Origin of the sequence: Acinetobacter sp. S4400-12 (genome assembly GCF_024129495.1) — a bacterium.
In the GTDB taxonomy this organism is placed as follows: domain Bacteria; phylum Pseudomonadota; class Gammaproteobacteria; order Pseudomonadales; family Moraxellaceae; genus Acinetobacter; species Acinetobacter lwoffii_C.
This window is the reverse complement of record NZ_JAMXYB010000034.1, coordinates 1-22,560: the sequence shown is the minus strand read 5'-3', so window position 1 is coordinate 22,560 and position 22,560 is coordinate 1. Positions and strand designations below refer to the sequence as shown.

Here is a 22,560-nt window from a genome sequence, read left to right as displayed (position 1 = left end):
AAACTTTTGTGCTTCCTAACCCTATATGTTGTGATGACACATCATTTCAAATCTTGTTGTATGGTCATCACCTGATCACCACGTTGTATTTCGAGTTTCACCTGACCTTCACGTCGAGCCTGTTCTAGTAATTGTGCTTCAGTCTGCCCCTGTGTGAGCGTCTGGCCATTTAAAGACAGAATCCGATCTCCCGGTCTTAAACCCAGGCGGTTACGCAGCGCAAGCGGTGTACGAGAGGTGACTTCATAACTGCCATCGGCTGCACTAACCCCCATATTTTGTAAATATTGTTCACGATTTTCCTGCATCTGCTGAATGGCACGACCAATCTCATTTTGCGGTGATTGGGCAGGAGCTTGGGGCTCAGCCCGACCTTCATTACCTGAAGAGGGCTTGGCGGACAGCAGAGACTGTTCTGGAACAATCGGCTGATTCAAGCCATTTTCCAGCCCTTTGAAGAATACTTCCTGCGTGGCCCCGCCAAGACGGCGCAGTACAACCCGATCCCAATACACTTCTGCCAGCTCAAATCCACTATTGGCCAGTGTCTCGCCCACACGGTAACGGTCGACCTGATCATTGATCTTAAAAACTGCTGAAGAGTTATAGCTCGGGCTGGCCACCACCACCCCTTGCAAGCTGAGATTGGCAATCTCGGTCGTTGCCGCCGTTTGTGTAGTTTCCTGAAATAACGAAAATGCACTGATATTCGGCACCTGTGGCTGTTGTGAACCGAGTTCAACCCGATCTACCTGCATGGCCTGAGGAGGAGCCACCAACAACCAGAATAGAGCAGCCAGTTTCCAGCATACATACAGCATTAAAAACAGGAGCAATACAGGTGCAGCCCGGTTAGCTTGCTGCAGATTCAAGTGCTTCAAGTCATCTAGAGAGAAGGCCATCAATTTAGCCCTCCCATCAGCGGTTGGCGGGTACTAATGACATAGGTGTCCAGACCGGCTTTACCTGTATAAGCAGGTGCATTCATCAAGAAACGCTGGGTGAGCTGGACATCCAGCATGAGATCAGGATCAAGTTTTATATTTAGCATTCGCTGATCGCGGGCATCTCGTACGTCCAGCAGCAGCTGGTTACTTTCATCCGAGAGCTGACCAGTTAAAGCCGGTACATTGATCTGTTCCTGACGCTGGGCAAAAGTATAAATCAACTCTCCTCCTGCCCACTGCAGCTGACCCGTCACCTGGCTAAAGCCCTGCTCTTTTTTATATTTAAAGTCCAGCTCTTTGAGCTGGATTGAATTACTAGGCCATTGCCAGGCGGCCAGCTTTTTTAAGCTTTCTGGTGCCAGCTGACCTTCAAGATTTTTAACTCTTAAAGTTTTGTTCAGGCTGTATGCCAGGGTGCCGGAAAGTTGAGTATTACCGCTATGCAGATCGACTTGAGCCCCTAATCTCAGCAATAGCAGGTCCAGAGGTCTGAGCTGCCAATTCAAGCTTCCACTTAAGTTTCCTTTTTTCCAATCTGCACTTCCCTGCCAGATATTCCCGTTAATATTGTGTAAGACCTGATTATTTTTATAAAATTTTGAAACTAACCAAGCTGCTGGCACCTGCAGTACAACAAAGATAAAAAAGGCCCCAATTGCAAGTATTAACCACTTTAAAGTTTTCGGTTTACTGCTCATTCCATCACGACCAACATATCGAATCTGAATTCCCGTTTATCATTTTTACTTCTACAGACCATTATGCACACTTTTTCTATGGCGCCAATTCATAGCTATAAAAAAACCAAGCAGTCATGCTTGGTTCATCAATCATAGCTCGCCTATATGACGAGCTAATGACGAAATATTAATTAAAAATTAAATTAAAAAATCTTCCAGCTTTGCACCTTTTTCCAATTCTGCAACCAGCCAACGTGGCTGTTTACCACGACCGGTCCAGGTATCTGCAGTATTTGATTTACTGCGATAACGTGGTTCTACAGATTTACGTGAGGTTTTTTTACGTTTCGACGCGCCAAACTCGATCAGCTGTTCAATACTTAATCCCACTTTTTCCGCAATCTCTAAAACCTGACGATAAGCTTCTTCAATTTCTTGATCTTTTTTCGAGGCAATCAGGGCTTCAGCTTCAGCTTGCAGGCGTTTTAACTGTTCAACAGATAGATTTGTGATATCCGGCATTATATTCTCCAAAAAATATTTCAATAACATTATTTGTTTTATTAAATAACAGCTTCATCATATTTATTTAAAAAAAAATATTCAATATATAATTGAAGTCTACAACAATAAATTGAAAACTCATTACAAAAAATAAATAATTAGTCTACCTATTAAATTATATGCCCCACACTTGATTCAAGTTGGATGATTTTTTCTCGAATAGTTGGCGGAATGACTGTTTTTTGTAGAGTGTGTTTATTGAGACAGACAATTACTGCTTCTGAAGTGGCCACAATACACTGTTGTACTTCACTCCATAATAGATAATGCATTCTGATTGCAGAATGTCTGAGTTCATCAATACGTACCGCAATCTTTAACTGATCAGGATAGACCACCGGTTTTAAATACCGGCATTGATTTGAAGCCACTACAGTTAAAATATCTTCATCAAAAACATTTAATTGATTTAAATACGCCAGACGTGCACTTTCAATATAGCGGTAATAGATAACATTATTAACATGACCAAAAGCGTCCATATCCCCCCAAGCCACGACCTGTGAGTAAATGACTGGATATTGTTGTAATTCCGACATGATCATCCTTAAATTCTAATTTCTATAAAATTGACATTCGATTCAAATACCTTATGCAGCTGTTGCAACAAATCTTCTCTGTCCTGCAAGACCGACTTAATTCTTAAATAACCCATACGGATATCATCCGGGTATAAGTCCAGCAATTGCTCAGCTTCCTCAGTCTGCCCTGTGGCCCGTAACACGTGCCATTTGGCAAAGGTCAGAATAGGCAGGGTCATATATTTATTTTCCCAAAGTGCAATTTGCTCAGCAATATAACTATAATCTGGAGCCTGTCTTAATAGTTGCTGCTGGAACCACAAATAAAAGACATCCTGATTAAATTGCTGTTCCAGTAACTGCATGGCCAGACTTTCATGTTCGGCGCTCATTTCGGGCATTTTAAATAATAGTTTTAGCCATAAGAGGTTAACCTCATAATCGCGCGTAAATAACTGGGGTTTTAAATCCAGATATCGTTGTTGCAAATATTTTAAATCTTCTTCACTGGCCTGATCATAGGCCGCTAATAATTGTTCTAACCAGGATTTTTTGACTTTTTGGTCTAAATGTCCATATTTAGTCGAGCGCAGATATAACCACGGAAACTGTAAGGCAAACTGTCCCCATAATGAATTTAAACGCTGTTCATAGGCGGTTTTCACCTGATTTAACCAAGGTGATAATTCATGCTGGTTTAAAAACTCTAAATGGGTTAAAGCCTGCTGGCCATCCTGCTGAGATAAATAAATTTCTATTCGCTGTAATTCTGCCAGCTCAAATGCCATAGGGTTAGATTGATTTAAGGCTTGCAAAGCTTCGCTATATTGCTGCTGTCCCCAAGATAATCGCGCCTCAATAATATATTTGAGTAGCCCTGAAGTATTAAAAGACTGCTGAATAAAATTGCGCTGATCCTGTGCTGCATTCAGCAACCAGACCACAGCCAACTGCTCATAAGGATGTAAACGGGCAAAACTAAACACTGTTTCATGCTTGCGCTGTTCACGGCTCAAATAGCGTTTGGTGGCATACCAGATCATTTGCATCACCAAACTGGTCAGCGCCAGCATAGCAGCCAGAAACCAGAAGGTGGTCTGAATTTGCCATTCACGCCAGTATAAATAGACATATCCTGGGCCATGGCCATAACTCATCACGCTTAGGATCGCAATGCCAAACAAACACGCCAATAAATAAGCAAGCAAAATCTGTTTCATAAGCGTTTAGCTCAGCAGGGTACGAGTATTTAACAACGGAACAGGCGTTAGTGGCGTGGCCTTGATCTGTTGCAACTGTTTGATCCAGTGCTGACTGCGTTCATCCGGCAATTGTTCCAGCACATCAATGACGCTCTGCAATGCCTGCTGGAAAGCCACCTGCTGCCCCTGTTGCAGGGTATTTTGTGCAATTAGCAAGCGTAGTTGTGCTTCTTTTAAAATCAGATGGCGTTGCATCAGCACACTACTCATCTGTTCGACCGGCTCAATTTGAATCCAGCGTTGCCAAAATGAACGAGTTTGCGTAGATGAGGCCTGATGAGGGAGCTGAATTTCTTTTTTAATTTCAGCATCTATCTGGCTTAATAATTCATTCAGTCTGTTCCGTTGCATCACCCGTTCATTGGTCCACTGCTTCAAAGTCTCCTGGTCTTTGACAATCGCCTGTTCCAGACTGCCAGCCAACGCAGGTGCCAAGCCCAGCTGAGCCACTTCATTTTTTAAACGGTTCAATTTTTCTACCGCCACAGCATGTTGTTGCTGTTGCAGAGCAAATTCAATCAGATCCAGATATTGTTCAACCAGCTCCAGGTTTTGATGTGTATCGACCGCGACAGTCTGACTATTCTCAGAACCACTCGCCACAGCTGCTGTAGATGAGTTCGAGACCACTAACCGCTTTAAAGCCACCAGCTGATCATTCAGGTTAGCATTCTGCTGCTGGATCTGATTTAAACGTCCATTTAATTCCGTCTGGGCTGAATTCAAGAGATATAGGTCATAGCTCAGTTTGACAATCCATGCCAAAGCCAGAGTCAAAAACAGGATGAAAATTTTTTTCATGAATGCCCTAATGTCGTCAGCATATAGTGCAGAATGGTTGATCCGCTTAAGTCATCGAGCTGCGCGAATTGAAAACCTGCCTGATGCTGCTGTTGATATTCCCCCAGGAGCACTGCCAAACGCGGCCCCAAAACCAGATAATGCGCTTGATGAATCAGTTGTGGACAGCTTCTTTCTGCCAGATCCAGCCAGTTGAGCCAGCTGGCTTCACTACTGATTAATACTACGCAAGGCTGTTCAGCCTGAATCACAGCCCGTTTTTTTTCTAAAATGTCTGCACTCTCGGCCGGACATTGCCGTCGGTAAAGTACAAAATTCAATACCTGAACCTTCTGCTCATGTAGATGCTGCATCATGAACTGGCGTCCCCCTTCACCCCGCCAGAAGGCCACCGTCGCTGGCAACGCCAGCTGCTTCAGGACTGGCAATTGCAGCATGCCTTCAGAGGTTTCTAGCTCCGGCACATGACTGTGAATACCATAGGCTGCCAACGCTTTTTCTGTGGCCTGACCGACTGCCACCCACTGCACATGCTGCAAGCTGTGCAGGGCGACACCCGCCTGCTGCAAATACCGCATTCCCAGTTGCACTGCAGTTGGGCTGACCACCACAATAATATCGGCCTGATCCAGCCGGCGATATAAAGCCAGCAGATCCTCTGAAAGAGGCTGTGCGATCAGCTCCAGTAAAGGCAATTCTACAACAGGAATCTGTGCGTTTTGTAACTGCTCAGTCAACTTTGCAGCACGATCTCTGGGGCGGGTATTGATAAACAACATCAGTTTGAATAAAGCGCCTTCAGTAGATCGCCCGCTCCCTGATCCAGCAGGTCTTTCGCCAACTGCACGCCGAGTTGCTCAGCCTCTGTGATATGTCCGGTATGCTGGGCACGTAACAGCACGGCCCCATCTACACTGCCCACCCGACCTTCAATCGAAATATGATCCTGATTTAAAGTCGCATAACCTGCAATTGGCACCTGACAGCCACCCTCCAGATAGGCATTAAAAGCACGCTCCGCACGGACGCAAGCATCCGTTTCCGCATGTAAAAGTGGCAGAATAAGATCCAGTACCGCCTGATCGCCCTCACGGCATTCTAGTCCCAAAGCCCCCTGTCCTACCGCAGGCAGACTGACTTCAGCTGCAAGTGTATGACGGACACGCTCTGCCAAACCAAGGCGTTTTAAACCGGCACTGGCTAAAATGATAGCATCATACTGTCCTGCATCCAGTTTAGATAAACGGGTACCCACATTACCGCGCAGGTCAATAATCTCCAGATCCGGACGCTGCTTTAAAATCTGAGTCTTACGGCGCAAACTCGAAGTTCCTACCTTGGCACCGTGTGGCAAGTCATCAAAGCTGGCGTAATGATTAGAAACAAAAGCATCCAGCGGATCTTCACGCTCACAGATCACTGCTAAGGCCAGACCTTCAGGTAACGCCATCGGGACATCTTTCATAGAGTGAACCGCCAGATCTGCACGTCCATCCAGTAAAGCTGCTTCCAGTTCTTTTACAAATAATCCCTTTCCACCAATTTTAGCCAATGGCGTATCCAGGATTTTATCGCCCTGTGTAACAAAAGTGACTAACTCGACCTGTAAACCAGTATGCAGGTCCTGTAAACGCGCACGAATATGTTCCGCTTGCCAAAGTGCAAGTGGACTTTGTCGAGTTGCAATTTTTAGGGTCTTCATAAATTTAAATAACAGCCAATGAGAACAATAGTCTAAACTTAACCTGCTCACTTGAAAATGCAAGTGAATTTACACAAGCTTCAGATTAGATTGCCTATATAGCTGTTAAAGCTTATGAATACGATCCCTTAAAATCGGCAAATGGCGTCGACTGACCGCCAGACGCTCCTCCAGTTCCCGGCAACGCACCTGATACTGACCAGAACTCACAACTTCCAGTCCATCCAGATAGTGCACAGACACCAGCGCATTACGATGAATCCGGATAAACTGGTCACCAAATTCCAGCTCAAGTTCCTTTAAGGTTTCATCAATCAGGACACTGCCATTTTTGTGCCGTACAGTGACATATTTCTGATCCGCCAGAAAGTAATAGATATTTTCAACTGGCACCAACTCCACACCACGATAGGTCTTTGCCGCAATCTGCTGGCGGCTTGTATTGATATCTTCCATATTTTCTTTTTGTTTTAGTTGGCTCATCTGAGCTTGGGTAAATTTAGTTAAATGCTCCAACACCTGTGCTAATTCCTGTTGCATCACGGGTTTGAGCAAATAGCCTTCTGCATTGGACTTAAAAGCATCCAGTGCATGCTGATCATAGGCAGTACAGAATACAATGGCAGGCATCGGATCAAGCTGGCGTAAATGCTGCGCGCAGATCAGGCCATCCATTTCAGGCATTTGAATATCTAATAAGATGACATCAGGTTCGTGCTGGTGAGCCAGATCAATGGCTTGACGGCCATGGCTAGCAGTGGCAATCACCTGATGGCCCAGCTGAGAGACCAAACGCGATAAGCGTTCGACAGCCAAAGGCTCATCATCACAAATCAGGACGTCCATTTCTCCTCCTTATCCGGCTCATAGCATCACATTCATGCATAGTTTAACCCGGATCTTTTTGATTTATTTTTATTTATATCGGTATCGTAACACTGTCGTGAACATCCCTTCGCCAGCAAATGTCTGTAAGCTGACTGTAGAGCCATAATAAGCCTCCAGTCGCTGTCTGACATTTTCTATTGCAATACCGTGCCCCTTTTTTAAAGTTTTATTTTCCTGCATATAAGGGTTTGTTATGATGATATTAATTTGATTTTGTAATATTTCAATCAATACGCTTATCGTACTCTTTGTTAAGATTTTTTCAACTCCATGAAAAATACTATTTTCTAATAAGGGTTGTAAAGTCAGTAAGGGAATCTGGACTTGAGAATATAGCTCCTTGTTTTCCAGTTTCCATTCAACTTGCAAGCGTTCGCCCAGCCGAATCTGTTCAATCTGCAAATAACGCTGGCACAGATCAATTTCTTCCTGCACGCTGACCAGCTTTAACTCCTGAAAACTAGCCCGGAACAAACGCGACAGGTTTAACAGCATTTGTTCTGCCTTGTCAGGATCAATACTGATCAGGCTGATAACACTATTCAGGCTATTAAACAAAAAATGCGGGTGAATCCGTGCCTGCATGGCCTGAATACGGGCCTTCAGCTCACTATGCTGCTGCTGCTGCCATTGCTCGCGCAGATACAGATAGCGAAAACAAAACATCCCAAGCAATATTCCTAAACTTAAGTGTAGACTGAGCTGATCCAGAATAATAGCCCAGTTCAAGCCCTGAAAACTTAAATTTGTTCCAATATATATCAGAATATTCAAGCTGATAGTAGTCAGCAGCACAATGACCTGTAACAGTAAAAATCCGGACATTAAAGCCAGTTTAATCCCCATTCGCTGAAACTGCTGCTGAAAAAACTCCAGCAGCGCTGCAAAACATAACAGTATCCAGCTGATATACAGCATATATTGCAGGAGCTGTAGCACACTCAAAGCCTGCCAGGACTGGGCTTCTGCCAGCGCCAGGACCAGAGCCAGGGTATTACCGCCGATAAACAGCTCGAGCAAATATTGCCACTGTCCCATCTGGCTAAAAAAATAGGAACCCAATCCCTGCCCTGTTCGGTACAGGCAAGATTGATCAGATAGAATTTCGGCAATAGGCTTTGAATTTGTTATACTCTTTTTCGTTCTACTGCTTTTAATCTGATTGAGCCGACATGACCACATCTTCTAATTCCTCTCATCCAGCACACGCCCAGACTTCGGGTATGTGGGGCGGTCGTTTCTCTGAAGCGACTGATGCTTTTGTTGCTGAATTTACAGCATCTGTTCAATTTGACCAACGTTTTTATAAACAGGATATTGCAGGCTCGGTGGCTCATGCGACCATGCTTGCCAAAGTCGGGGTACTGACTGAACAGGAACGCGATGACATTATTGAAGGTCTGACTGCCATTCAGGCAGATATTGAAGCAGGCAATTTTGAATGGCGCATTGACCTTGAAGATGTGCACATGAACATCGAATCACGTCTGACTCAGCGTATTGGCATCACCGGTAAAAAACTGCATACCGGCCGCAGCCGTAATGACCAAGTGGCCACGGATATCCGTCTGTATGTGCGTGATGAAATCGATGCCATTTTAGAATTATTGAAAAAATTACAAAAAGGTATTTTGGAGCTGGCTGCCAAGAACACCAATACCATCATGCCGGGCTTTACCCATTTACAGACTGCACAGCCGGTCACTTTTGGCCATCATTTAATGGCCTGGTTTGAAATGCTGGTACGTGACTCCGAGCGTCTGATTGACTGCCGTAAGCGTGTCAACCGTATGCCACTAGGTTCTGCAGCGCTGGCGGGAACAACCTATCCAATTGACCGTGCCTATACGGCCGAGCTTTTAGGCTTTGAAGCGATTGCTGAAAACTCACTGGATGCCGTATCTGACCGTGACTTCGGAATTGAATTCAATGCTGCAGCCTCACTCATCATGATGCACTTGTCACGTATGTCTGAAGAGCTGATTCTGTGGACTTCGGCACAGTTCAAGTTTGTGAACATTCCAGATCGTTTCTGTACTGGTTCATCGATCATGCCACAGAAGAAAAACCCAGATGTACCTGAACTGGTTCGCGGTAAAACAGGCCGGGTGTATGGCGATCTGATGAGCCTGTTAACCCTGATGAAAGGTCAACCCTTGGCGTATAACAAGGACAATCAGGAAGACAAGGAACCGCTGTTTGATGCGATCGACACGGTGCGGGGTTCATTAATGGCCTTTGCTGACATGATTCCGGCACTGGTTCCAAACCTTCCGGAAATGCGTGAAGCTGCCTTACGTGGTTTCTCGACTGCCACTGACCTGGCAGACTACCTAGTGAAAAATGGCGTAGCCTTCCGTGATGCGCATGAAATTGTAGGTAAAGCAGTGGCCTTAGGTGTTCAGGAAGGCAAAGACCTGTCTGAGCTCACCCTGGAACAACTACAACAGTTCTCGGATCTGATTCAGGCAGATGTATTTGAAAAAGCCCTGACTCTGGAAGCATCGGTAAATGCACGTAACCACATTGGGGGTACGGCACCGGCTCAGGTTGAAGCTGCAATCGAACGTGCCCATGCCCGCCTAGAAAAACTTTATGCTTAACTGCTTTCGCTTTAATTTGGAGTATTGGTATGTCTCGACAAGTATTTTGCCGTAAGTATCAACAAGAGATGGAAGGTCTAGACTTTGCACCATTCCCGGGTGCCAAGGGACAGGAACTGTTTGATACCGTGTCTAAACAGGCTTGGCAGGAATGGTTAAAGCACCAGACCACGCTGATCAATGAAAAGCGTTTAAGCGTGTTTGAACCGGATGCAAAAAAGTTTCTGGAAGAACAACGTGAGAAGTTCTTCAATAATGATGAAACTTTAGAAAAAGCCGAAGGTCTTAAGCCTGAGGCGTGATTAAGTGGAGCACTGCTCCACTAAGCCGCAACACAAGGGCACAGTCTGCATAGACTAAAACCCTGAAAGAATCTCCATATTTTGGGGATTCTTTTTTTATAGGACTGAAAATGAGGCAAGACAAGCAAGGAAAGTGGGGCTGAACACCTCTAAGAAAAGAGTGTTTGCGATTTAAAGCCCTGCTCTAGTGAGTCCTAAAGTCGTGCTGAAAAATTATTTTCATTTCTAAAACGCAAAATTCGTCATATCGTTTTTCTAAGCTATTTCGAGCCAGCAGCGTAGCTTGAAAAATATCTCGCAAGCAGCTCAAGGCAACTTTTTTACTAGCGTATTTTCTGACTTTAAGCAGCCCCTTCCCCCATAAAAAACCATCAAGTTTGTATCAAAATAATGGATTGTAAAACCCCAATACAGAGCCTCTACAAAACACAACATTCAGCAACAAGAAATCCCATGTTTTTATGAAAACTCCTGTCATAATGGCTAACAAGAAGATGAGATATCTTTGAATAACTATAATAACAACTGAGAAATACCCCGATTTCATCCCAGTTCTTCCCCCAAAGGCTGGGTATTTTTTTGCCTGTTATTTTTACAAAACCTTTCTCAATTAACCATAAAAAAAAGCCCCATCAATGGAGCTTTCTTATGTATGTGTTTTAAGGCTGTTTTAAATACGGCCAAGCCGCTTTGAGATAAATAAACATCGACCATAAAGTCAGAATTACTGCCGTATACAGCAGTGCATAGGCCAGCATTTCCAGAGGCGGCCAGTTGAGCAGAAATACACTGATCGCAATCATCTGAAAAGCGGTCTTATATTTTCCGACTGTGGAGACCGCCACACTGGTTCGCGCACCCAGTTCCGCCATCCATTCACGCAATGCCGAGACGGTAATTTCACGGGAAATGATCACGATGGCTGCAAATGCCATAGAGATGGTCGGTTGCCACTGGACCAGTACAATTAAGGCAGCCGCCACCATCAGCTTATCAGCCACCGGGTCCAGGAAACGCCCGAATGCAGAGGTCTGGTTCAAGGTCCTGGCAAGATAGCCATCAAACCAGTCTGTTACTGCCGCAATAACAAAAATCGCAGTAAGAATCAGATGTCGCGTGACATTCGGCTCAGCCCCATAAATCCCCACTGCAGGGGGCCAATAGGCCACCAATAAAAATACCGGAATAAGGACAATACGCGCCAAGGTCAAGATATTAGGAATATTCAGGATACGACCTGTAGTCATAGACACCGCCAATTGTTCCCCTCATGTACGATGAAAATGCACACTTTTTCTGAGGTTTGATCCATCATTGATAGGCCTCACTTTATACGAATTGGCGTGCAGTGTCACTAGGCAAACACGGTCACCGTCTGCCTGGCGATCGCAATCAGACGATTTTCACTATCCCAGAGATAGGCATATTCAGTTGCATAACCGTCTGCTGCATGGTCTGTAAATACTTTATATTTAAACCAATCCTTTAACTGGTGCTGCAACGGATGCACATAAGTAACATTCCAGGTCAGACTGCTGGCAGGTGCCCGTTTTTTAAACATTGGCAGTACCCCGGGCGGCCAAATATCAAAAAGTGCCATTAAATCAGCGAGCTGAAATTTACGGTTGCTATGCTTTTCAGGATGAAACCGGAACCATCCACCAAAATCTGGTCTTGTACTGGCACTGCAAGGCAAATTGACATCTGCCCAGGCCAGCTGAAAATGCTGATAACATTCTGGTAGCTCCTGCTCGCCCGGAAACAGCAACAGTTGCTCAGGCGCTGGATAGTCAGGGGCCTGCGGCATTAGCCTGACCTGAATCTCCGACTCCCGGGCTGCTCCAAAACTGGCAAGCAAAATACTTTGTACGGCCTGATCCTGCCATAAACGCACTTCAATGGTGGTGACAGACCTGCCTTGTCGCAAGATTTCTGCGGTCAAACGGACTTTGGCCTGCTTAACCGGACCTACAAAAGTCACACTGGCATTCAGCAGGCACTGGCTTGGATTCTGAATGGCCAATACCGCTTTCTGCATCATCATCGCAGCTGCAAGACCACCATACAAGGTGCGTCCCTGTAACCAGCCTTCTGGGAAATCGACCCATTCCTGCTCGGCAATTTGTGCATACAATCCATGTAAAGACATTGTTCTTCCTTAGTACGTTGATCTCTCTTTATTCTGCCTGGAAAAAGCCACTTGAGAAATGTCGGATGACACCCCAGTCAGTGAGCATTTTTGCCCTGGTCGTTCTGGTTTTTTATTCATGCAGGGTCTTGTAAATCATGCGTGCCATCACTGAGCCAAGTCCCGGAACCAGTTGCAGGTCTTTTTCTGAAGCTTTTAATACCCCCTGAATCCCGCCAAAATGGGTCAGTAAATCACGACGGCGTTTAGGCCCTAAGCCCGGAATTACTTCCAGTACGGATGAGCCGCGCTTTTTGTCACGCTTGGCCCGGTGCCGGGTAATGGCAAAACGGTGCGCTTCATCACGCACCTGCTGGATCAGATGCAATGCCTTATGATCTTCCGGAAGCTGAATCTTGCTGCCATCGGTAAAATGCAGGGTTTCCAGACCCGGCCTACGGCCTTCGCCCTTGGATACCCCGATCATAAAGGCATCCAGCCCCAGCTCCTGCATCACCTCCATAGCCATATGCAGCTGACCTTTGCCGCCGTCGATCAGCAGTAAATCCGGCAGCATGGCCTTTTTATAACGCCGAGTTAGGGCCTGACGCATGGCCGCATAATCATCACCTTCAGTAATGTCATGAATGGAAAACTGGCGATAATCCCGTTTCCGGGCACCCCCACTGTCAAAAACCACACAGGAGGCCACGGTATCCTCACCCATCGTATGTGAGATATCAAAACACTCAATCCGGTCTACCGGACGACCGACCACCTGCTCTAGCTGATGGAAGCGTTCATTCAGTTCAAAATGATTGGCCAGCCTGCCCTGAATGGCATTCTGCACATTCATTTCGGCCAGCTCCAGCCACTCGGCCCGGGTTTCCCGGACTCTGGACTTGATCTGGATTTTTTTGTCAAAATGCTGGGACAATGCGGCTTCCAGCTCCTTGCGATCAGCCACCTCAATATTGACGATCAGTTCTGTCGGAATTTCATCGGCCACCTGAAAATAAAAATTAGCAATAAAGTCTGCCAACATCTGCCCCAGATCATCACTGAGCATGTCCGGGAAATAGCCTTTTCCCCCCAACATTTTGCCATTACGCACATGCATGATCTGCACACAGGTCACACCGGCCTGAGAGGCAATCGCCAAAATATCGGCCTCGCCCTTGACCTTATAAATCGCCTGCTGGGCCTGCACATCACGCAGCAAGGCCATGCGGTCCCGGAAAAATACCGCTTTTTCAAATTCCAGATTTTCTGCCGCAGCTTCCATTTTGGCAATCAGTTCCTGGTTTAACTCCCGGGTATCACCACGCAGGAAACGGATTGAATTATCAACATCTTCCTTATAGTCTTCTGGCGAGATAAAGCCGACACAGGGCGCTGAACAGCGCTTGATCTGATATTGCAGACAAGGCCGGGTACGGTTGGCAAAAAAACTGTTTTCACAGGAGCGGACATTAAACAGTTTTTGCAGAATCACCAAAGTATCACGTGCATTATAGGCACTCGGATAAGGCCCAAAAAACTTGCCGACCTGGTGCTTCCCCTTGCCGCGCCCACTGGCCAGACGCGGATAGGGCTTATCCGCCGAGACAAAAATATAAATATAGGACTTATCATCACGCAGCATGATGTTATAGGGCGGGCGATGCAACTTGATCAGGTTTTGCTCTAAGAGCAAGGCTTCGGTTTCCGAACGCACGATCAGGGTTTGAATGTCATAAATTCGCGCCACCAGAGCCTGAGTTTTGGGATGATCAATGGTTTTGACAAAATAGCTGGATACCCGGTTTTTCAGGTTCTTGGCTTTTCCCACATACAACAATTCACCATCTTTGCCATACATCCGGTAGACCCCGGGCAAGGTGGTCATATGGGCCAGGATTTTTTCAATATGAGGGCGTGCGTTCTCGTTCACCTAAAACCTATTTTTCACCTGCAATATGCAGATATATGTGATGTTTCTTGTGTCATTTTCAAGCAATAATACAAAATTAGCCAGAACGGGGCAGCTAAATCAACAGATTGAGGCAGAGCGGACAGTTATAAGTCCTCCGCCATGCGGTGATTGCTAAAAGCTATAAATTGCCTGCGCGATCTTTGCTATGCTCAAGCTGTTCTATCTCGAGATGATCCAAGATGACCAGTTCCCCATCCGGTATTCATATTGCGCAACCTGCGACCTCCAGCCAGAGTCGCGCTGAACGGGACCGCCTGATCGGGAAACCACGTTTTCATTTTGAGCCTGAGTCGGTCATGCAATTCCTGCGCGAGCGCATTATTGGACAGGATGCTGCCTTAACTGAAATCGAGAACATGCTGCATGTGGTCAAAGCCGATTTTTCCAGCCCGGAACGACCGCTTTCAGTGACTTTAATGCTCGGCCCTACCGGCGTCGGTAAAACGGAAACCGTACGCCTGATTGCTGAGGCAATTTATGGCCGTCCGGATGCCTTCTGCCGGATTGATATGAATACGCTGGCGCAGGAACATTATGCAGCGGCCCTGACTGGCGCACCACCGGGCTATGTTGGCTCTAAAGAAGGTCATAGCCTGTTTGATGAAATCGCGATTACCGGCAGTCATACCCGCCCGGGCATCATGCTGTTTGATGAGCTGGAAAAAGCCAGTACCGAAGTGATTCGCGGGCTGATGAATGTGCTGGATACCGGCCGCCTCACCTTGACGGCCGGAACCAAAACCATTGATTTTCGTAACTGTATGATTTTTATGACCAGTAATATCGGAGCACAGGCCGCCCAGCAATATCTGGAAAAACTGGCTTATCTGCCACAGAAAATGCAGCAACTTTGTCTAAAAAAGCTAGCGACTCAGCGTATTATTGACCACATCATGCAGCGTCAATTTGATCCAGAATTCCTAAACCGGATTGATCGTACCTTGCACTATCAAGCGGTACAGCAGGATGCCTTGCCGCGTCTGGTTGAGATTGAACTGGAAAAACTCAACAAACGTCTGCAACATCAGCAGCGTCAGGTGCATTTAAGCCCCGCCGCCAAGGCCTATTTTTATCAGGGTCATGACATCCGTTATGGCGCCCGCCATCTGGGCCGTAAAATACGCACAGAATTGGAACCGATTCTGGCCATGTATTTCTTGAAACAGCCAAAACAGTTCGAGCTTTTTTTAGATTGTCATGATGGACAACTACGGATTCTGCCTGCCCCCTCGGAGGATTGATTCCCAGCCGCTCAAACTGATTTAGCAGAGGTTCTTGCCTGATGTGATGCAATCGCCTGCATAAATTGTTCTGGTTTTTTAGGCGAAATTAGCACATATTTTTGCGTATCTGCCTGCATATAAGTAATTTTCAAACGTTTTAAAGATAGCGCCGGAGCTACCTCGGAATAATCCGTGGGCTGGATCTGCTGAATAGCATGCAGCGGAATCTGCCAACTCAACCACAGGCTTTTAATCGACAGCATATCGTCCTGAACAATATAGCGGGTACTCCATACCGGCCACCAGATCACGACAATCGTCAGTATATAAACAGCACTATGCAGCGGATATTGCAGCAGCGTACCCTTGGCCTGCATGGTCAGTAATAGCTGTATGAGCAGTCCACTCATACAGATGATAAAGGCCAGCAGCCACCAGTCTTTTTTGGAACGAAATATGTGCATCGCTTTCCCCTGTTTCTGTATCTATCTTACACAAAATCAGAGTCCTGTGCTGATGCTTCCCGATCAATAAAAAACGCCCAGATGAGCGTTTTTTATCTTTTAGTTATGGTTTAGGAGAACACATAAGGCCGGATAAAAATCAGGAAGAATATCCCCAGCATCAGGAACCATTTCAGAAAATAGTAGAGCTGGCGGTTTTTGGCCTTTAACGCTTTGGCTTGAATACGAATCTGATAAACATAGGCAAAGGCTTTGTTTAAGCCACCGGTCTGGTCCCCGGCCTCATTCGGTGAGCTGGCCGCCGTCATCACCTTTTTACCAAACCAGTGATTAAAAGCTTCCATCCAGCGGGTTTTTAAAGGGCGCTCTACATCGGCGAAAAAAATAATCCGGTTTTGATCGGTCTTATTTTCGGCATAGTGAATATAGGTTTCATCAAATACCACACTCTCGCCATCGCGCCAGGAATAACGTTCACCATCGACATCAATAAAACAGCGGTCATCATTTGGAGTCATTAATCCCAAATGATAACGCAATGAACCGGCATAGGGGTCACGATGCCGTACCAGACGGCTGTCTGGCGCCAGTTCGGTAAACATGGCGGCTTTAATGCTGGGCAGGGTTTGCAGCAAGGCGGTGGTTTTTGGACACAGCTCTGCTGCAGACGGATGGGCCGAGTCATACCATTTTAGATAAAAGCGTTTCCAGCCGGTCTTGAAAAACGAGTTAAAGCCGAGATCATCATATTTACTGGAGGCTTTGATGCCCCCCTGTTCATACAAAGCCCGGGCTTCATCACGAATCATTTCCCAGTGTTCATCCAGAACCTGCAGGTCCTTAAAATGCTGGGTATCGATATAAGGCTGATTGGGCACCCTGGAAAACAGGTACATTAAAAAATTGATGGGTGCCAGCAGGGTCGAATGATCAAAAAACTGACGGTAAAATGAATGCCGAACTTTGCCACGGCGTTGTATATATAACGCTGAAATGACGAAAATGGCCAAAATAATCCACTTAAGCATATTAGTATCCAGAAAACTTTAGGCCCCCAACTAGGCACAGGAAAAAACACATGAGTCAAAAAATGTCGGTATTATAACAAAGCGGATCTCTCTGCTAGCACCACACTAATGGAACGCAGTGTCGCGTCTATTTTCCTTAGCTGAACTGCATATTTTCTAGCTGAATTGACTTTTTTGACTAAAAAACCACAGAGCGAGTATTTGCAAGCAGTCCGTTCTGGGTTATAAAAATTCAGCCATCGTAATAAAAAAAGTGAAAATGAAACAATAACTTCACTACACTACAATGACGGTTCGCTAGAGCCTGACTGTAACCGCAGCTGAACTGGTCGCTAAAAATTGATGACCCTTGCGTCACGGCTTGATACAACTTGTGATGTTCTTTTTGGCTATAGTTATCGTAAGATTGGCGAAGTATAAAAGTGTGCGGGAAATGCGCGCTTGCTTCACAACATCAACTTAGAAGTCCTCCAAAATAAAGGAGATCAGGGCATGATCCACGCTGGCAATGCCATTACCGTCCAAATGCTTGAGGACGGAATTGCAGAATTCCGCTTTGACTTACAAGGTGAGTCGGTTAACAAATTCAACCGTGCAACGATTGAAGATTTTAAGGCTGCAATTGAGGCCGTATCTCAGGCTGATATTCAGGGCCTGATTGTGACTTCAGCAAAATCTACTTTTATTGTAGGTGCTGACATCACTGAATTCGGGGCTAACTTCGCACAGGGCGAAGAGGCAATTGTTGACTGGGCGATGCCAGTTCACGAAATCTTCAATAGCTTCGAAGACCTGGATATTCCCAAGGTGGCTGCCATTAACGGCATGGCACTGGGTGGCGGTTTCGAAATGTGCTTGGTCTGTGACTACCGTGTGATGTCAGAACAGGCGCAAGTTGGCCTGCCTGAAATTAAACTGGGAATTTTCCCGGGCTTTGGTGGAACAGTACGTTTAAGCCGTCTGATCGGTATCGATAATGCTGTTGAATGGATGGCAATGGCTGCTCCTAAAAAGCCGGCTGCGGCACTCAAAGATGGCGCAGTGGATGCAGTGGTTGCCGCAGACAAGCTGAAAGATGCAGCAATTGACCTGGTGAAACAGGCGATTCATGGCCGTCTGGACTGGAAGGAAAAACGTCAGGAAAAACTGGACCCAGTGAAGTTGAACATGCTTGAGCAAATGATGGCATTCAACACGGCTAAAGGTGCAGTACTGGCGAAAGCGAATCCAGCTCAATATCCGGCGCCAAAATTATTGCTTGACTCGCTTCAGGCGGGTGCCAGTCTGCATCGTGACGACGCGCTAAAAATAGAAGCTCAAGGCTTTGCCAAAGCAGCAGTAACACCACAAGCAGGCGCATTGATCGGTCTGTTCCTGAATGACCAAGTGGTGAAAAAAGCCTCTAAGCAACATGAAAAAGGTGCACATCCGGTCAATCAGGCCGCTGTACTGGGCGCTGGTATCATGGGTGGCGGTATTGCTTACCAGGCGGCAAGCAAGGGCACGCCAATCATCATGAAGGATATTGGTAACCCGCAACTGGCACTGGGTATGTCTGAAGCCAACAAACTGCTGACCAAGCAGGTTGAACGCAAAAAGATGAAGCCAGCGCAAATGGGCGAAACTCTGGCGCGTATCCGTCCGACTTTAAGCTATGAAGAGTTTAAAGAAGTGGATATCGTGATTGAGGCAGTTACTGAAAATCCTAAAGTCAAAGAAATCGTTCTCGCAGACACTGAAAAGCATGTCCGTGAAAACACGATTATTGCATCCAACACGTCGACGATTTCAATCACGCGTTTAGCAAAAGCGTTGCAACGTCCTGAAAACTTTGTTGGTATGCACTTCTTTAACCCGGTACACATGATGCCACTGGTTGAAGTGATCCGTGGTGAAAAAACCTCTGAAGAAGCCATTGCAACGACTGTCGTTCTGGCCCAGAAAATGGGTAAAACCCCAATCGTGGTGAATGACTGCCCGGGCTTCCTGGTGAACCGCGTATTGTTCCCTTACTTCGGCGCATTTGACCTGTTACTGAAAGACGGTGCAGACTTCCAGCAAATCGATAAAGTTATGGAAAAATTCGGCTGGCCAATGGGTCCTGCTTACCTGATGGACGTGGTCGGTATCGACACGGGCGTACATGGTGCAGAAGTTATGGCTGAAGGTTTCCCTGACCGTATGAAGCCTGATTACAAAGGTTCTATCCAGACCATGTATGAAGCAAAACGTCTGGGTCAGAAAAATGATGTCGGTTTCTACAAATACGAACTCGACCGTAAAGGCAAAAAAGCTAAGACTGTTGATCCAACAGCATATGACGTGATTGCTCCGGTGGTATCAGGTGAAAAACGCGAATTTGATGCTCAGGAAATTATTGACCGTATGATGCTGGCCCTGTGCAACGAAACAGTACGTTGTCTGGAAGACAACATCGTGGCGACCCCTGCTGAAGCGGATATGGCGATGATCATGGGTATTGGTTTCCCTCCATTCCGTGGTGGTCCATGCCGTTATATCGACCAGACAGGTGTTGCTGAATACGTGGCACTTTGCGACAAGTATGCACATCTTGGTAAGGCTTATGAAGCGCCGCAAATGTTGCGTGACATGGCTGCTAACAATAAAAAATTCTACGGTTAAGGAGTGACGTGAATGGCTACTTTAAATCCACGTGACGTTGTGATTGTTGATGGCGTACGTACGGCCATGGGCAAATCGAAAAACGGTATGTTCCGCAATGTACGTGCCGACAGCATGTCAGCTGAACTTATCCGTGCGTTGATGGTTCGTAACGAATTCGACCCGAATGAAGTTGAAGACGTGATCTGGGGCTGTGTAAACCAGACTCTGGAACAAGGGATGAACATTGCGCGTAACATCGCATTGTTGGCCGACCTTCCGAAGACTGTTGCAGGTCAGACCGTAAACCGTCTGTGTGGTTCTTCTATGCAGGCGATCCATACTGCGGCTGCTCAGATTGCCACTAACCAGGGTGATATTTTCATCATTGGTGGTGTAGAGCACATGGGCCACGTTGGCATGATGCACGGCATCGACCTAAACCCTGCTGCATCTAAGCACTATGCAAAAGCCTCAAACATGATGGGCTTAACGGCTGAAATGCTAGGTCGCATGAACGGCATTACTCGTGAAGAACAGGATGCGTTTGGTGTTGAATCACACCGCCGTGCCTGGGCTGCAACTGAAAATGGTCTGTTCCAGAACGAGATCGTAGGCATTGAAGGTCATAATGCTGACGGTTACAAAGTTCTGTGCGATATTGATGAAGTGATCCGTCCGGATGCCAACATCGAAACTTTCCGTGCTTTACGTCCAGTATTCGACCCTAAAGGCGGTACAGTAACTGCTGCAACGTCTTCAGCATTGTCAGACGGTGCATCGGCTATGTTGCTGATGTCTGCTGAACGTGCTCAAGCTTTGGGTCTGAAACCACGTGCAGTGATCCGTTCTATGGCAGTGGCAGGCTGTGATGCCGCAATCATGGGTTATGGCCCGGTTCCGGCAACACAAAAAGCATTGAAGCGTGCTGGTCTGACGATTGAAGATATTCAAACTGTTGAGTTGAACGAAGCCTTTGCTGCGCAAGGTCTGTCTGTACTTAAAGGCTTAGGGCTGTACGAGAAACAGAATATCGTGAACCTGAATGGTGGTGCGATTGCATTAGGTCACCCGTTGGGCTGTTCTGGCGCGCGTATTACCACTTCTCTCCTAAACATCATGGAACAGCAAGATACTCAAATCGGTCTGGCGACGATGTGTATTGGTTTGGGTCAAGGTATTGCAACAGTGATCGAACGTGTTTAATTTTTAAATACTGTGATAAAAAGAAAACCCCGCTGAGTGCGGGGTTTTTTGTCCCTTAAAATTCCCTTATCCAAAGAAAGTCATATGGCAATATTTCCTACATAGCAACACTGCTATGACTTTCTAAGGAAAAAAAATGGAAAATTTAGCAATTCAATTTAAAAGTTCTTCAACTATACAAAGTTCAAATATGCCTAGTGCTATTGCAAGTTTAAACTTCAAAAAACTGAAATTTAAATTAACTATAGGTTCTGAAGCAAAAATGTCTGTTGATGTCTGTGAATTTGCCGAACAAGAATACAAACGTTTTCTAGCGTTAAAATACATTTATCCAAAAGAAACGTTAGTACCTAACAGACTTGTTGATGAGTTTTGGCATGCTCACATTTTAGATACTCGAAACTACCACATGGATTGCATGAAAGTTTTTGGAGCTTATCTGCATCACTATCCATATTTTGGCATTCATGATGAAGTCGACCAACAAAATTTAAAGCATACATTCCGACGAACCAAAGAACTTTATGAAATTTGGTTCGGCCCGTATCCGGACTTCACGATAGAGGCACGCTGTGGAGATGATCATGCCTGCCATGCTCCTTCAAGCTGTGCATGTCGAGTACCCGGTGCTTGTAAATAATCCTTAAAACTGGGCAGTATTACTGCTCAGTTGCCTTACATAGCGTTTCAATTGCTATATCGAATTGTAGATCCAATTTCTTAGAGAATTTTGTCTGTTTGTTCTTTTCCCACTGTTTATATTCAAGAAAAAAAATATATTTCTTCAATGCATCTTCTTTCTTAACAGTTAATGAACCTTGCTTTGCTCTTTGAATATCTTTTTTTAAGCGCTCATAAAAAGAGGCATCCGTATCAGAAAAAGCATCACTAAAAGCCTTTAAATTTCCTGCATAAACTTCATCGACCAAGTTTAAAAAATTACTCAAATTCGTATTTAAATTTAATTGAATTACTTCTGTACCAACTACGTGCATTCTTTTATACCTGCTCTAACTACTTCAGGATCTAATTTACCCCATAATGGGTATTTTGTATTTTCAACAACATAAGTAGTAAAACATGTACATGTTTTATCAATACGCTCAACATCCCATTTTTTCTTCTCTAGTGCCACATTAGCCTTACAATTGAGATCAAACTGTCTAACTTGTGTGTCTGTCCAATTTGTTTGTATTTTGGAATAATTGATTTCAGTTGGTCGGAGAGCATCCTTAATCTGATTTATACCTACTCCACCAGCGACTGCGATCATGCCTGCAATAACTAAAGTCTTCAGTAAACCAGATTTAGACTTTTCTTTATTAATAAGAATTAATGGATTTTTGCATGTACCACAGTGATAAAGCCCCTGCTCTCCTATTTGATTAAGTTTATTTACTGTATTACAGGATGAGCAAGTAATATATCCATTTGTTTGAAGTTCGACCACTACACTCTCTAAAATAATTATTTGTTTGAAATAATTATAATTCTTAACTAGACCAAATGTTATCCCTTTGTAAAATTGGTTTATTTTTCCACCAATAAAATCCTATTTAACCCGAATCGCGGATAAGAAATGGACTTGAAAAACAGAAGGACTAGAGCCATCAGTTGAGTTACCACACAAAACCCACAACTCTA

Annotated in this window: 23 protein-coding genes; 6 read left to right on the top strand and 17 right to left on the bottom strand. The window is 45.4% G+C overall.

Translation table 11 applies throughout. The annotated features are described in order from the left end of the window. Window positions 1-41: 41 nt before the first annotated feature. From NI461_RS11750 to NI461_RS11705, 10 genes are all read right to left on the bottom strand, one after another. A complete protein-coding gene (locus tag NI461_RS11750; protein WP_151207608.1) occupies window positions 42-902 on the bottom strand; it encodes a type II secretion system protein N in 861 nt (286 codons plus the stop codon). Further along, on the bottom strand, window positions 902-1,645 hold the full coding sequence (gene gspN, locus NI461_RS11745) for a type II secretion system protein N (protein ID WP_151207606.1): 744 nt from the start codon (window positions 1,643-1,645) through the stop codon (window positions 902-904). The genes NI461_RS11750 and gspN overlap by 1 nt, the downstream gene beginning before the upstream one ends. Window positions 1,646-1,825: 180 nt before the next feature. Then, on the bottom strand, window positions 1,826-2,152 hold the full coding sequence (locus tag NI461_RS11740; RefSeq protein ID WP_171478826.1) for an H-NS histone family protein: 327 nt from the start codon (window positions 2,150-2,152) through the stop codon (window positions 1,826-1,828). Between the two features lie 149 nt (window positions 2,153-2,301). Continuing rightward, window positions 2,302-2,730 (bottom strand): thioesterase family protein, encoded by a 429-nt coding sequence (locus tag NI461_RS11735; RefSeq protein ID WP_151207603.1) that lies wholly within the window; start codon window positions 2,728-2,730, stop codon window positions 2,302-2,304. An 8-nt stretch (window positions 2,731-2,738) separates the two neighbouring features. Further along, on the bottom strand, window positions 2,739-3,932 hold the full coding sequence (locus NI461_RS11730; RefSeq protein ID WP_151207602.1) for a heme biosynthesis protein HemY: 1,194 nt from the start codon (window positions 3,930-3,932) through the stop codon (window positions 2,739-2,741). Window positions 3,933-3,938: 6 nt separating this feature from the next. Continuing rightward, window positions 3,939-4,775, bottom strand: a complete 837-nt coding sequence (locus NI461_RS11725) for a hypothetical protein (RefSeq protein ID WP_151207600.1) — start codon at window positions 4,773-4,775, stop codon at window positions 3,939-3,941. Next, window positions 4,772-5,554, bottom strand: coding sequence for a uroporphyrinogen-III synthase (locus NI461_RS11720; protein ID WP_151207598.1), 783 nt, complete (start codon window positions 5,552-5,554; stop codon window positions 4,772-4,774). The genes NI461_RS11725 and NI461_RS11720 overlap by 4 nt, the downstream gene beginning before the upstream one ends. After that, complete coding sequence (hemC, locus tag NI461_RS11715) at window positions 5,554-6,477, bottom strand: hydroxymethylbilane synthase (protein ID WP_253157370.1); 924 nt, start codon at window positions 6,475-6,477, stop codon at window positions 5,554-5,556. Before hemC ends, NI461_RS11720 begins: the two co-directional genes overlap by 1 nt. 105 nt (window positions 6,478-6,582) lie before the next feature. Then, complete coding sequence (locus tag NI461_RS11710; protein ID WP_151207594.1) at window positions 6,583-7,323, bottom strand: LytTR family DNA-binding domain-containing protein; 741 nt, start codon at window positions 7,321-7,323, stop codon at window positions 6,583-6,585. Between the two features lie 69 nt (window positions 7,324-7,392). Further along, a complete protein-coding gene (locus NI461_RS11705) occupies window positions 7,393-8,547 on the bottom strand; it encodes a sensor histidine kinase (RefSeq protein ID WP_253157369.1) in 1,155 nt (384 codons plus the stop codon). On the opposite strand from NI461_RS11705, the gene argH reads away from it, so the two are divergent. Together argH and NI461_RS11695 are read left to right on the top strand one after the other, a co-directional pair. Further along, window positions 8,538-9,968 (top strand): argininosuccinate lyase, encoded by a 1,431-nt coding sequence (gene argH, locus NI461_RS11700; protein ID WP_174659162.1) that lies wholly within the window; start codon window positions 8,538-8,540, stop codon window positions 9,966-9,968. The two genes, NI461_RS11705 and argH, sit on opposite strands and share 10 nt — an antisense overlap. 29 nt (window positions 9,969-9,997) lie before the next feature. Continuing rightward, window positions 9,998-10,270 carry an oxidative damage protection protein gene (locus NI461_RS11695; protein WP_151205448.1) on the top strand — a complete coding sequence of 91 codons (273 nt, stop codon included), beginning with the start codon at window positions 9,998-10,000 and terminating at the stop codon, window positions 10,268-10,270. A gap of 659 nt (window positions 10,271-10,929) precedes the next feature. Here the strand turns inward: NI461_RS11695 and pgsA are convergent. The 3 genes from pgsA to uvrC form a co-directional block, all read right to left on the bottom strand. Then, window positions 10,930-11,517 (bottom strand): CDP-diacylglycerol--glycerol-3-phosphate 3-phosphatidyltransferase, encoded by a 588-nt coding sequence (gene pgsA / locus NI461_RS11690; RefSeq protein ID WP_151205447.1) that lies wholly within the window; start codon window positions 11,515-11,517, stop codon window positions 10,930-10,932. 107 nt (window positions 11,518-11,624) lie between these two features. After that, window positions 11,625-12,419 carry a thioesterase family protein gene (locus NI461_RS11685; RefSeq protein WP_253157367.1) on the bottom strand — a complete coding sequence of 265 codons (795 nt, stop codon included), beginning with the start codon at window positions 12,417-12,419 and terminating at the stop codon, window positions 11,625-11,627. A 112-nt stretch (window positions 12,420-12,531) separates the two neighbouring features. Continuing rightward, on the bottom strand, window positions 12,532-14,331 hold the full coding sequence (gene uvrC, locus NI461_RS11680) for an excinuclease ABC subunit UvrC (RefSeq protein ID WP_253157365.1): 1,800 nt from the start codon (window positions 14,329-14,331) through the stop codon (window positions 12,532-12,534). A 221-nt stretch (window positions 14,332-14,552) separates the two neighbouring features. Between uvrC and NI461_RS11675 the strand changes: the two genes are divergently transcribed. Beyond that, window positions 14,553-15,614, top strand: a complete 1,062-nt coding sequence (locus NI461_RS11675) for an AAA family ATPase (RefSeq protein WP_151207586.1) — start codon at window positions 14,553-14,555, stop codon at window positions 15,612-15,614. A gap of 11 nt (window positions 15,615-15,625) precedes the next feature. Here the strand turns inward: NI461_RS11675 and NI461_RS11670 are convergent, their stop codons facing one another. Both NI461_RS11670 and lpxO read right to left on the bottom strand, forming a co-directional pair. Next, window positions 15,626-16,060, bottom strand: a complete 435-nt coding sequence (locus NI461_RS11670; protein ID WP_253152791.1) for a PH domain-containing protein — start codon at window positions 16,058-16,060, stop codon at window positions 15,626-15,628. Between the two features lie 110 nt (window positions 16,061-16,170). Continuing rightward, window positions 16,171-17,088, bottom strand: a complete 918-nt coding sequence (lpxO, locus tag NI461_RS11665; protein WP_151204960.1) for a lipid A hydroxylase LpxO — start codon at window positions 17,086-17,088, stop codon at window positions 16,171-16,173. A gap of 492 nt (window positions 17,089-17,580) precedes the next feature. Here lpxO and fadB point away from each other — a divergent pair, with 492 nt between their 5' ends. From fadB to NI461_RS11650, 3 genes are all read left to right on the top strand, one after another. Then, a complete protein-coding gene (gene fadB, locus NI461_RS11660; RefSeq protein WP_151204959.1) occupies window positions 17,581-19,731 on the top strand; it encodes a fatty acid oxidation complex subunit alpha FadB in 2,151 nt (716 codons plus the stop codon). 12 nt (window positions 19,732-19,743) lie between these two features. Further along, window positions 19,744-20,916: an acetyl-CoA C-acyltransferase FadA gene (fadA, locus tag NI461_RS11655; protein ID WP_151204958.1), complete on the top strand. Its 1,173-nt coding sequence runs from the start codon at window positions 19,744-19,746 to the stop codon at window positions 20,914-20,916. A gap of 136 nt (window positions 20,917-21,052) precedes the next feature. Then, window positions 21,053-21,556: a hypothetical protein gene (locus NI461_RS11650; protein WP_253157363.1), complete on the top strand. Its 504-nt coding sequence runs from the start codon at window positions 21,053-21,055 to the stop codon at window positions 21,554-21,556. A 19-nt stretch (window positions 21,557-21,575) separates the two neighbouring features. On the opposite strand, the gene NI461_RS11645 is transcribed toward NI461_RS11650, so the two are convergent. Then, window positions 21,576-21,911, bottom strand: coding sequence for a hypothetical protein (locus NI461_RS11645; protein WP_149494653.1), 336 nt, complete (start codon window positions 21,909-21,911; stop codon window positions 21,576-21,578). Beyond that, the gene (locus tag NI461_RS11640; RefSeq protein ID WP_253157361.1) at window positions 21,902-22,366 is read right to left on the bottom strand and encodes a hypothetical protein; all 465 of its coding nucleotides are present in this window, start codon (window positions 22,364-22,366) and stop codon (window positions 21,902-21,904) included. The genes NI461_RS11645 and NI461_RS11640 overlap by 10 nt, the downstream gene beginning before the upstream one ends. Between the last annotated feature and the right edge of the window lie 194 nt (window positions 22,367-22,560).

What these genes read in the sequence shown, in the direction of transcription:
- NI461_RS11750 (WP_151207608.1), bottom strand. Translation starts at nt 902, where the DNA reads ATGGCCTTCTCTCTAGATGACTTGAAGCACTTGAATCTGCAGCAAGCT.
- gspN (WP_151207606.1), bottom strand. Translation starts at nt 1,645, where the DNA reads ATGAGCAGTAAACCGAAAACTTTAAAGTGGTTAATACTTGCAATTGGG.
- NI461_RS11735 (WP_151207603.1), bottom strand. Translation starts at nt 2,730, where the DNA reads ATGTCGGAATTACAACAATATCCAGTCATTTACTCACAGGTCGTGGCT.
- NI461_RS11730 (WP_151207602.1), bottom strand. Translation starts at nt 3,932, where the DNA reads ATGAAACAGATTTTGCTTGCTTATTTATTGGCGTGTTTGTTTGGCATT.
- NI461_RS11725 (WP_151207600.1), bottom strand. Translation starts at nt 4,775, where the DNA reads ATGAAAAAAATTTTCATCCTGTTTTTGACTCTGGCTTTGGCATGGATT.
- NI461_RS11720 (WP_151207598.1), bottom strand. Translation starts at nt 5,554, where the DNA reads ATGTTGTTTATCAATACCCGCCCCAGAGATCGTGCTGCAAAGTTGACT.
- hemC (WP_253157370.1), bottom strand. Translation starts at nt 6,477, where the DNA reads ATGAAGACCCTAAAAATTGCAACTCGACAAAGTCCACTTGCACTTTGG.
- NI461_RS11710 (WP_151207594.1), bottom strand. Translation starts at nt 7,323, where the DNA reads ATGGACGTCCTGATTTGTGATGATGAGCCTTTGGCTGTCGAACGCTTA.
- argH (WP_174659162.1), top strand. Translation starts at nt 8,538, where the DNA reads ATGACCACATCTTCTAATTCCTCTCATCCAGCACACGCCCAGACTTCG.
- NI461_RS11705 (WP_253157369.1), bottom strand. Translation starts at nt 8,547, where the DNA reads ATGTGGTCATGTCGGCTCAATCAGATTAAAAGCAGTAGAACGAAAAAG.
- NI461_RS11695 (WP_151205448.1), top strand. Translation starts at nt 9,998, where the DNA reads ATGTCTCGACAAGTATTTTGCCGTAAGTATCAACAAGAGATGGAAGGT.
- pgsA (WP_151205447.1), bottom strand. Translation starts at nt 11,517, where the DNA reads ATGACTACAGGTCGTATCCTGAATATTCCTAATATCTTGACCTTGGCG.
- NI461_RS11685 (WP_253157367.1), bottom strand. Translation starts at nt 12,419, where the DNA reads ATGTCTTTACATGGATTGTATGCACAAATTGCCGAGCAGGAATGGGTC.
- NI461_RS11675 (WP_151207586.1), top strand. Translation starts at nt 14,553, where the DNA reads ATGACCAGTTCCCCATCCGGTATTCATATTGCGCAACCTGCGACCTCC.
- NI461_RS11670 (WP_253152791.1), bottom strand. Translation starts at nt 16,060, where the DNA reads ATGCACATATTTCGTTCCAAAAAAGACTGGTGGCTGCTGGCCTTTATC.
- lpxO (WP_151204960.1), bottom strand. Translation starts at nt 17,088, where the DNA reads ATGCTTAAGTGGATTATTTTGGCCATTTTCGTCATTTCAGCGTTATAT.
- fadB (WP_151204959.1), top strand. Translation starts at nt 17,581, where the DNA reads ATGATCCACGCTGGCAATGCCATTACCGTCCAAATGCTTGAGGACGGA.
- fadA (WP_151204958.1), top strand. Translation starts at nt 19,744, where the DNA reads ATGGCTACTTTAAATCCACGTGACGTTGTGATTGTTGATGGCGTACGT.
- NI461_RS11650 (WP_253157363.1), top strand. Translation starts at nt 21,053, where the DNA reads ATGGAAAATTTAGCAATTCAATTTAAAAGTTCTTCAACTATACAAAGT.
- NI461_RS11645 (WP_149494653.1), bottom strand. Translation starts at nt 21,911, where the DNA reads ATGCACGTAGTTGGTACAGAAGTAATTCAATTAAATTTAAATACGAAT.